Annotated in this window: 9 protein-coding genes; 4 read left to right on the forward strand and 5 right to left on the reverse strand. The window is 74.2% G+C overall.

Going from position 1 to position 8,893, the window contains the following annotated elements; genetic code table 11:
• Window positions 1-189 precede the first annotated feature (189 nt).
• Window positions 190-678, forward strand: a complete 489-nt coding sequence (locus tag ACFUVW_RS02975) for a pyridoxamine 5'-phosphate oxidase family protein (protein WP_430569860.1) — start codon at window positions 190-192, stop codon at window positions 676-678.
• Window positions 679-712: 34 nt separating this feature from the next.
• Here the strand turns inward: ACFUVW_RS02975 and ACFUVW_RS02980 are convergent, their stop codons facing one another.
• The 3 genes from ACFUVW_RS02980 to ACFUVW_RS02990 form a co-directional block, all read right to left on the reverse strand.
• Window positions 713-2,137 (reverse strand): MFS transporter, encoded by a 1,425-nt coding sequence (locus tag ACFUVW_RS02980; protein WP_430569861.1) that lies wholly within the window; start codon window positions 2,135-2,137, stop codon window positions 713-715.
• Between the two features lie 113 nt (window positions 2,138-2,250).
• Window positions 2,251-2,868: a TetR/AcrR family transcriptional regulator gene (locus ACFUVW_RS02985; RefSeq protein ID WP_430569862.1), complete on the reverse strand. Its 618-nt coding sequence runs from the start codon at window positions 2,866-2,868 to the stop codon at window positions 2,251-2,253.
• Between the two features lie 33 nt (window positions 2,869-2,901).
• Complete coding sequence (locus ACFUVW_RS02990; protein ID WP_430569863.1) at window positions 2,902-3,405, reverse strand: GNAT family N-acetyltransferase; 504 nt, start codon at window positions 3,403-3,405, stop codon at window positions 2,902-2,904.
• A gap of 104 nt (window positions 3,406-3,509) precedes the next feature.
• Here ACFUVW_RS02990 and ACFUVW_RS02995 point away from each other — a divergent pair, with 104 nt between their 5' ends.
• Window positions 3,510-4,091 (forward strand): hypothetical protein, encoded by a 582-nt coding sequence (locus ACFUVW_RS02995; RefSeq protein ID WP_430569864.1) that lies wholly within the window; start codon window positions 3,510-3,512, stop codon window positions 4,089-4,091.
• Window positions 4,092-4,101: 10 nt separating this feature from the next.
• On the opposite strand, the gene ACFUVW_RS03000 is transcribed toward ACFUVW_RS02995, so the two are convergent.
• The gene (locus ACFUVW_RS03000) at window positions 4,102-4,602 is read right to left on the reverse strand and encodes a pyridoxamine 5'-phosphate oxidase family protein (RefSeq protein ID WP_430569865.1); all 501 of its coding nucleotides are present in this window, start codon (window positions 4,600-4,602) and stop codon (window positions 4,102-4,104) included.
• A gap of 135 nt (window positions 4,603-4,737) precedes the next feature.
• Between ACFUVW_RS03000 and ACFUVW_RS03005 the strand changes: the two genes are divergently transcribed.
• Window positions 4,738-7,419 (forward strand): right-handed parallel beta-helix repeat-containing protein, encoded by a 2,682-nt coding sequence (locus ACFUVW_RS03005; RefSeq protein ID WP_430569866.1) that lies wholly within the window; start codon window positions 4,738-4,740, stop codon window positions 7,417-7,419.
• Here ACFUVW_RS03005 and ACFUVW_RS03010 read toward each other — a convergent pair.
• Window positions 7,386-7,796, reverse strand: coding sequence for a VOC family protein (locus tag ACFUVW_RS03010; protein ID WP_430569867.1), 411 nt, complete (start codon window positions 7,794-7,796; stop codon window positions 7,386-7,388). The two genes, ACFUVW_RS03005 and ACFUVW_RS03010, sit on opposite strands and share 34 nt — an antisense overlap.
• Before the next feature lie 120 nt (window positions 7,797-7,916).
• Between ACFUVW_RS03010 and ACFUVW_RS03015 the strand changes: the two genes are divergently transcribed.
• Window positions 7,917-8,893, forward strand: a 977-nt coding sequence (locus tag ACFUVW_RS03015; RefSeq protein ID WP_430569868.1) for a helix-turn-helix transcriptional regulator, incomplete at its 3' end; no start/stop codon positions are given.

Here is an 8,893-nt window from a genome sequence, read left to right on the forward strand (position 1 = left end):
GGCGGCGGGCGGGGGAGTCCCTGGGGAGGGGTGTACCCGCAGGGCACCCCGCCGCTCGGTGCCACGCCGGGCGGGGGAGCCGGTGCCGGGGTTCGATGGCGGGAGCACGCCGATGTCGAGGACGCGCGGCCCGCTCCGTCCCCGGGGTGGGCGGCGACCGGCGCCGCGACCGACGGAGGGACGCACGCGATGAAGCAGCAGGACATCGACCGCGAGCTGGCCGACGCGAGGGAGCTGCTCGACGCGCCGTCGGCCCTCCATCTCGCCTACACCGCGCAGGACGGCACGCCGCGGGTCGTGCCGGCGGGGTTCTGGTGGACCGGCCGGGAGCTGGTGATCTCCACGGCCGAGACGGCGCCCAAGGTCGCCGCGCTCCGCGCCCGGCCGGACGTGGCCCTGTCCCTCGCGAACGGCGACTCGCCGTCGGGTGCGCGGTCGCTGTCCGTGCGTGGCCGTGCGGAGATCACGGTCGTCGACGGACTGGTGCCGGAGTACCTCGCCGCCGCCGGCAAGGGCATGGCGGGCGAGGAGCTCGCGCGGTTCGAGGAGGCCTGCCGCGCGCTCTACGACCGGATGGCGCGCATCACCGTCGTGCCGACCTGGGCCCGCTACTACGACTTCGGCACCGGCCGGATCCCGACGTTCCTGCAGGAGCTGGCCGAGCGCGCCGGACGGTGACGGGCCGGCCGGGCGATGCAGGACTTCCCGGAGCTCACGAGGCGGTGCGGGCCGGCGCGAGGGACGCGAGCGCGGCCGCCAGGGCGACGGCGGCAGCGAACCAGTACCCGGCGGCGAAGGTCTCGAACCCCGGGTCCACCAGGGCCGCGGCGGCGACGCTGGACACGGCCGAGACGCCGGTCGCGGCGCCGAACTCGTGGAACGTGCTGAGCGCACCGGACGCGACGCCCGCCTCGTGCGGCCCCGCCGCGGAGAACAGGCTCCCCGCGGCGGCGACGAACACTGCGCCCACACCGAACCCGGCGACGGTGATGCCCACCACGAGCACCGTCATCGAGAAGATGCCGGCGGCCGCGGCCAGGCCGACGGCGGCCACGAGCAGCCCGACCACGGACACGACGCGCACGCCGAGCCGGGGGAGCACGCGGCCCGCGACGCTCGACCCGAGGATGGTGCCGACCGCGACCGGCAGGAACGTCAGCCCCGTGTCCAGCGGGCTGAAGCCGTGCAGCTGCTGCAGCGTGAACGAGCCGAGGAAGAACACGGAGATCATCAGGGCCGTCGCGACGAAGATGAGCCCGAGCCCGCGCAGCACCGGCCGCCGGACGAGCAGGGCCGGGTCCACGAGGGGCGCGGCGGACGCACGCAGGTGGCGGGCGAGCAGCACGTACCCGACGACGCCGACGAGCAGGGCGACCAGGGTCGGCGCGCCGAGCCAGCCGTCATCGCCTGCGGCGACCAGCCCGTACACGACGGCGGCGGTCGCGCCGGTGGCGAGCGCGGCGCCGAGCACGTCGAGCCGCCCGCCCGACCCGGGCCACGGCCGCACCCAGCGGAACAGCGCCAGGAGCAGCAGCGCACCGACGGGCACGTTCACGTAGAACACCCACGGCCAGCCCGGCCCCGACGTGAGGACGCCGCCCACCAGCACGCCGACGGCGGCGCCCGCCCCGCCGAGCGCGGACCACACGCCGAGGGCGCGCGACAGCTCGGGCCCGCTGAACGTGCGCACGATGACGGACAGCGCGGCGGGCGACATCGCCGCCGCGCCCGCGCCCTGCAGGCCGCGGGCGGCGAGCAGCAGCTCCGGGGACCTCGCCAGCCCGGCGAGCAGCGAGGCGAGGGTGAACAGGGCGAGGCCGGCGAGCACGACGCGGCGCGGCCCGAGGACGTCGGCCGCCTTGCCGCCGAGCAGCATGAGCCCCCCGAAGACCAGGGCGTACACGCTCGCCACCCAGGTCAGGCCGGAGCGGTCGAGGCCGAGATCGGCGCCCATCTCGGGGAGCGCGATCGCGACGACGGTGACGTCGACGATGAGCATCAGCTGGGCGACGCCGAGCAGCGCGAGGACGCGCCAGCGCCGCGGGTCGGGCGCGGCGGTCCGGTCCTCGGAGGTCTTCTCGGAGTCGGCCTTCCCCGGGACGGTCTTCTCCGGAGCGGGCTTCTCTGACGGGGTCATGGCACGGTCCCTCGATGAGTCGAGCACGGATAAGTCGAACATGCCTGTTCGAGTAAATTAACTCGAACAGGCGTGTTCGACAAGAGGGTCGCGCGGGTGACTTCCGGGCGGCGTCAGGCGGTCAGGGCGGCGAGGGTCGTGTCGCGGACGAGTGCGGGGGCCGCGTCGGCGGTGATCTCGCCCCGGTGCACCGCGACGGAGGCGCCGTGGAGGATCGCCTGGATCACGCTGACCTGCCAGTCCACGGGCATGTCGCCGCGGAGCTCGCCGGCCGCGCGACCGCGCTCGAGCAGGCCGCGGACCCGCTGCGTCGGCCCCTCGTGCGCGCGGCTCATCTCCTCGGGCGGCAGCACCTGTGACCCGGCGACGACCACCGCCCCGAACCGGTGGGTCAGGTGCCAGGTCGCCTCGAGCAGGCGGCCGAGGGCCTCCCGGGGGTCGCCGTCGAGGTCCACGCGCGCGAGCGCCTCGTCGGTCTGCGCGATGGCGCGGTCCACGACCTCGCGCACGAGCGTGGCCCGCGAGTCGAAGTGCCCGTAGAGGGTGACCCGCCCGACGCCCGCGGCCTTGGCGATCTCGTTGATGCTCGCGTCGGGGTCCGTCGCCAGCACGCGGGTGGCCGCGGCCACGATCGCCTCGACGTTGCGGACGGCGTCGGCGCGCTTGGTGCGCCCGCCGTCGGTCGCGGGCCCGGTCGTCCCGTCGGTCGTCTGCGCCGGCGTCGTGGGCACGGGTTCCTCCAAGGTTGTACAGGGGTGTCCAGGTTAGCGGTCCGGGCTCGTGAAGCGGTGGCAGTCCACCTCGACGGTGCCGCCCGGCACGGGCGCCCGGTGCGCGAACCGCCCCTCGTCGACCCACCCCTGCCGCGCGTAGAAGCGGCGGCCCGGCGCGTTCCCTGTCGCCACGGCGAGCCAGGCCCGCGGGTGCCCGGCCGCCCGGACGTCTTGCTCCGCCCGGCGCAGCAGCGCGCCGCCGACGTCGCCGCCGCGGGCGGCGCGGTCGACGTAGAGCTGGTCCACCTCGTCCTCGGCGACCATGACGAACCCGACGACGTCGTCCCCGCGCACCGCGACGGTCGTGTCCGCCGCGCGCTCGAGGGCGCGCTCCCGGAACGACGCCGGGGTGCGGGCTGCCGCGAGCGCGTCGGGCACGTGTCCCAGGTGCGCGTCCGCCCAACCCTCGCGCCAGATCCGCGCGACGGCGTCCGCGTCACCCGCCGTCGCGGGCCGGAGGCCGGTCGGGCCCGCCGGCGTCGTGGTGTGCGCCATCGTCGTCAGCCCTTCCACTAACTCGAACAGGTGTGTACAGTTTATCGGGCTCGATCGTCAGCGGTTCACCTCACGCGGTTCGCACGTACGAGAGCGAGAAGACCATGACCCAGGACCAGGTGTCAGGCACGTCGACGGCTCCGACCGCCCGGCGTTCGATGTTCGGCAGGGTGTGGCCCGCCGCGCTCGGGGTGCTCGTGGCCGCCGCGACGGCGTACGGGCTCGCGGACGCGCGCGACGTCGCCCCCGTGCTGGCGGCCTCCGGCTTCGTCTACCTCGCGGCCGCCGCGCTCGGCCGCCCGGGCGCGGCCTGGGCCGCGTTCGGCGTGACCTTCGTGCTCATCGGCGTCGCCAAGGTCGCCGACCTCGACCCGACGCCGTGGATGATCGGCCTGGCCGTGGTGCTGGCGGTCGTCGGCCTCGCGGCCGGGCGCGGGCGCCCGTCGTGGGCCCTCCCGCTCCAGGCCGCCGCGATGCTCGTCCTGGGGGCCGCCGCCCTGGCCGCCGTCCGGATGGACGCCACCGCGGGTGGGCTCGTCGTCGCCGGCGGGCTGCTCGGGCACGCCGTCTGGGACGTCTACCACCACCGCACCGGCCGGGTCGTCGCCCGGTCGCTCGCGGAGTTCTGCGCCGTGCTCGACGTGATCCTCGCGGTCGCGCTCGCGGTGCTCGTGCTGACCGCCTGAGCGACGCGGGCTAGAGGCCGAGGTCGACCTCGCGGCGCACGTCGCGGTCGGGCTCGAGCACGAAGAACCGCGACACGACGGCGTGGTAGAGGCGCAGGTCGGCGGGCGCGACGACGCGGTCGAGCGTCCAGGGGCCGAGTCCCTCAGCGCGGGAGCGGCGGTCGAAAATCGCGAGGCAGCGCTCGCGGTCGGCGTCCGGCACCTCGCCCGCCGTGGCCTCGGCGTACACCGCGCGCGGTCGCCCGCCGACGGGCACGGGCGTCTCGAAGACCACGATCCCCACCGAGGGGCGGGACGCGACGTTCGTCGAGTGGCGCGTGCCGAGGCGGGAGACCCACACGAGCTCGCGGCCCTCGCGGGCGAACCAGACCGGGGTGGGCCACGGGTTCCCGTCGTGGTCGGCCGACGCGAGGACCAGGTAGCGGCCGTCCTCGAGGACGCGGCGCGCGAGCTCCATGTCGTCGTCCGGCGCCGAGCCGGAGCTCGGGGGTGGTACAGGGGCGGGCGTCATCACGGGCCTCCTCACGGGCGACGTCGGTGTCCCCCCGTGTCTACACCCGCCGTCCGACGCCCTGCTCCTCTTGCGGGCTCGGGCGACCGTCCGCCACTATGAACATGTCATATGTCTGATCATTGGGGATCTCGCATGCATGCTGGCAGGACGCTCAGAGGACTGGCCGCCGCGGCGGCTGCCGCCGCGATGGTGGCGACGACGGCGGGAGGCGCGGTCGCGGCCCCGCTCGGCTCCGCGGCGGGCCGGGGGCCCGTCGTCTACGTCGCGCCGGACGGCGACGACACCGCCGCGGGGACGAAGGACGCGCCGCTGCGCACGATCGAGGCCGGGCGCGACGCGCTCGCCGGCCGCACCAGCGCGGCCCGGCCGGGCACGGTCGAGATCCGCGGCGGCGAGTACGTGCTCGACGACGCGATCGACCTCGAGGGCAAGGCGAACTCGTGGGTCACGTACCGGGCGTACGGGGGCGAGGACGTCCGCGTGACCGGGGCGCACGAGCTGCCGGCGGACGGCTGGCAGCGGCTGTCCGAGCTCGACGCGCAGGAGCTGGCCGCCCCGGCGCTGTCGTCGAACGCCCGCCTCGACACCCCGGAGCTGCGCGACGGCGTGTGGGTGTACGACCTGGGGGCGGCCGGCGTCGACCCGGGCACCCTCTACAAGAACGGGTTCAACTGGCTGCCCCAGCCGTTCGCGCCCGAGCTCGTGGTGGACGGCGAGACCCAGACGCTCGCCGAGTACCCCAACGGCGACGGCTGCACCGGCGCCGACGACGGCTGCTACCTGTACGGCAACGGCGCCAAGTGGAAGGTCGACGGGCAGGGCGACCTCACGCAGCCGGACCTGGTGGACCGGTTCGGCGAGGAGAACGACTGGGCCGTGAGCGGCACGACGCCGCGGGCGCAGTTCGAGGACAAGAAGCAGCAGCTCGACGACCCGGCCCAGCGCGACACGTGGTCGCAGGACGAGATGCGGGCGATGACGCCGCCGCTGTACGAGGTGGGTGGTCGCCTGCTCGACGGCGACCGGTACCAGAGGTGGGCGCCCGAGGCCGTGCCGACGATCGAGGACCGTGGCACGCGCGGGTTCGGCGAGTACGCCGACGTCCCGGTCCAGGCGGACCCGGCGTGGATAGACGACATCGACAACACCCGCTACGAGACCGAGGGCTGGCTGTCGGGCTACCTCGGCAACAACTACGCGAACGACATGGTGCGGATGCTGTCCTGGAGCGGCACCACGATGTACGCGAAGTACCCGTCGATGTACTGGCCGCGTGACGACTACACCAAGGTCAAGGCGGTCAACGTGCTCTCCGAGCTGGACGCGGAGGGGGAGTACTACATCGACCGCTACGACGACAACGACGTCCTGTACTTCAAGCCCGCCGGCGACGCCGTCGCCGGCAAGCAGATCACCCTGCGCGCCTTCGACGACAACCTCTTCCGCCTCGAGGGCACCACCGGGGTGACGATCCGCGGCCTGAGCCTGTCCGACTCGCTGGTCAGCGGCGTCCAGCTGCTCGACGCCGAGAGGACGCTGATCGACGACGTGGAGATCTCGAACGTCAGTATGGACGCCGTCCGGATCGGCGAGACCACCGAGTCGATCACCGCGCTGCCGGACTACGAGACGGTGCGCGGCGGGCACGACAACGTGGTGCGCAACTCGTACCTGCACGACCTGGGCGGGGGAGGCGTCCTACTCGGCGGCGGCGACCGCAGCACCCTGGAGCGCGGGAACAACGTGGCGCGGAACAACGAGATCGCCCGCTTCTCCCAGCTCGCGACCTACACGCCGGCCGGCTACCTGTACGGCGTGGGGAACTCGTTCGAGAAGAACTACGTCCACGACGCGCCCCACATGGCCGTGCAGATCATGGGCAACGACATGAAGGTCAACGGCAACTACTTCGCCGACCTCGTGACGAACGCGGGCGACCAGGGCGTGGTCTACACGGGGCGCGACTACACGTACCTGGGCAACGAGGTCGCGTACAACTTCTTCGAGCGGATCGGCGGCTCGAACGACGCCTTCTACATGGACGACGGCGTCTCGGGCATGCGGTTCCACCACAACGTGGTGAAGGACGCGCACTCCGGGGTGTTCTTCCAGTCGGGGCACAGCAACACCGCCACGGACAACGTGTTCGTCGACGTCGACCGCACCGGCCACGACCAGCTCTACCACCGCAACGGCGAGCGCGGCCTGCCGGTCGCGAACGGCTGGGTGGTGCAGAGCCGGTTCAACGCCTTCCTCGACGTCCGCGAGGGGGAGAAGTACAGCGCCACGCCCGAGGACGTCGCGCGCTGGCACGAGCACTACACGGACGGGAAGGCGCGCTACTCCGACGGCACGAAGATCCTCGTTCCCGAGATCGACGACTGGTACGTGCCCCGGGTCGCCGCGACCGGCGTGGACTGTCGGGCCGCGGACTACGCGCCCGACGCCACGAACGGCTGCGACCGCGCCACCGTCTGGGAGAATCCGGACTCGCTCTACGTGCCGGCGCGCAACGTCCTGGACCGGTCGGTGATCATCGGGGGCGGGGAGTACGAGTTCGGCCAGAGCTCGTTCGCCGATCCCGACGCCACCTACCGGCTCGACACCTGGAGCGACCGGATCAACACGAACCTCAGCAAGCCCGCGTCCGTCGAGGCCGCGGGCCTCGACCTGGCGACGCTGACGTTCTCACCGCGCGGCGAGGTGGCGAAGGCGTTCGGCCGCGACTGGGTCGCGACCTGGAACAGGCTCGTCTCGCTCGACGACGTCGGGCGCCCGGGTCAGGACGTGAGGGAGGCGAGCACCTCGCGGTAGTGCGCGTTCTCCATGACGCCGAGCACGTTGCCGAACGGGTCGACGACGGCTGCGGTCACGAAGCCGGGGCCGCGCTCGATCGGCTCCTGGTACGCGGTGGCGCCGAGCTCGAGCAGCCGCGCGAAGGCGCCGTGGACGTCGTCGACCGCCCAGTGGGCGACGGCGCCCCCGGCGCCGGCGGGCTGCGGGGGAGCGAAGCGTCGGTCCATGATCCCCAGCTCGTGCTGGTAGTCGCCGATCCGGAACTCCGTGTAGGCGATCGCGCCGTCCGCCTCGCGCGCGAAGTACGCGTCGGTGCCGAGCACCTCGGCGTACCAGTCGCGGGCGGCCGCGACGTCGTCGGCCAGGTAGGTGATGGTGGTCAGTCCGCGCAGCATGTCGGCTCCCGTGCTCGTGGTCGGTGCGTCGGTCGGTGGTGAGGCCCTGCGGCCTCGTGAGCACCACTCTTCCCCGCAAAGTGCTCACCTGCTGACGACTTTTCGTGGCAGTGTCGGAGCATGCGCGCCGACCGTCTCATCCAGGTGCTGCTCCACCTGCAGTCGCGCCCGCGGGTGACGGCGGCGGAGCTCGCCGACGCGCTCGAGGTCTCGGTGGCGACCGCCCGCCGGGACCTCGAGGCGCTGTCGGCCGCGGGTGTGCCGGTCTACCCGCAGCCGGGCCGCGGCGGCGGCTGGTCGCTGCTCGGCGGGTCGCGCACGGACCTCAGCGGCCTCACGGCGCCCGAGGCGCGGGCGCTGTTCCTGCTCGCCGGCCCGGGGGCGGCGTCGTCCGACCACGCGCGGGCGGCGCTGCGCAAGCTCGTCCGGGCGCTGCCCGCCACCTTCCGGGCCGAGGCGGAGGCGGCCGCCGCGGCCGTGGTTGTGGACCGCGAGGGCTGGAGCGCGGCCGCGCACGCCCGCCCGCCGCAGGTCGACGCGCTGCAGCGCGCCGTCGTGGAGCGGCGACGCGTGCGGATCGCCTACACGGGCGCGACGGGGCGGCCCTCGCGGCGCGTCCTCGACCCCTGGGGCCTCGTCGACAAGGACGGCGTCTGGTACCTGATCGCCGGCACGGACCACGGCCCGCGGACGTTCCGCGTCGACCGCATCGGTGCGCTGGACGTCACCGACGAGCCCGCCGTCGTCCCCGCCGACGTCGACCTGCAGGCCGAGTGGGACCGCGTCGTCGGTGAGGTCGAGGTGAAGAGGTCCGCGACGTGGGCCACCGTGCGCGTGGCCGCCGAGCACGTCGACGTGCTGCGCGCGCAGTTCGGGCGGCACACGGTCATCGACGACGGCCCCGACGACGGCCCCGACGACGGCCCCGACGACGGCCCGGGCGCCGTGGCCCGCGGCCGGGTCACGGTGCGCGTCGCCGCGCCCACGCCGCTGGACGTGGCGCGGCACCTGGCCGGCTGGGGCGCGCAGGCCGACGTCGTCGGGCCGCCGGAGGTCCGTGCGGAGCTCGCCCGCCTCGGGGCGGAGCTGGTGAGGGC

The sequence above is a fragment of the Isoptericola sp. NPDC057391 genome, from assembly GCF_042668085.1.
Taxonomy (GTDB): domain Bacteria; phylum Actinomycetota; class Actinomycetes; order Actinomycetales; family Cellulomonadaceae; genus Isoptericola.

Bases quoted from the DNA above. Each gene is read 5' to 3' on its own strand.
- ACFUVW_RS02995 (WP_430569864.1), top strand. From the start codon at position 3,510: ATGACCCAGGACCAGGTGTCAGGCACGTCGACGGCTCCGACCGCCCGG.
- ACFUVW_RS02975 (WP_430569860.1), top strand. From the start codon at position 190: ATGAAGCAGCAGGACATCGACCGCGAGCTGGCCGACGCGAGGGAGCTG.
- ACFUVW_RS02980 (WP_430569861.1), bottom strand. From the start codon at position 2,137: ATGACCCCGTCAGAGAAGCCCGCTCCGGAGAAGACCGTCCCGGGGAAG.
- ACFUVW_RS03000 (WP_430569865.1), bottom strand. From the start codon at position 4,602: ATGACGCCCGCCCCTGTACCACCCCCGAGCTCCGGCTCGGCGCCGGAC.
- ACFUVW_RS03010 (WP_430569867.1), bottom strand. From the start codon at position 7,796: ATGCTGCGCGGACTGACCACCATCACCTACCTGGCCGACGACGTCGCG.
- ACFUVW_RS02990 (WP_430569863.1), bottom strand. From the start codon at position 3,405: ATGGCGCACACCACGACGCCGGCGGGCCCGACCGGCCTCCGGCCCGCG.
- ACFUVW_RS03005 (WP_430569866.1), top strand. From the start codon at position 4,738: ATGCATGCTGGCAGGACGCTCAGAGGACTGGCCGCCGCGGCGGCTGCC.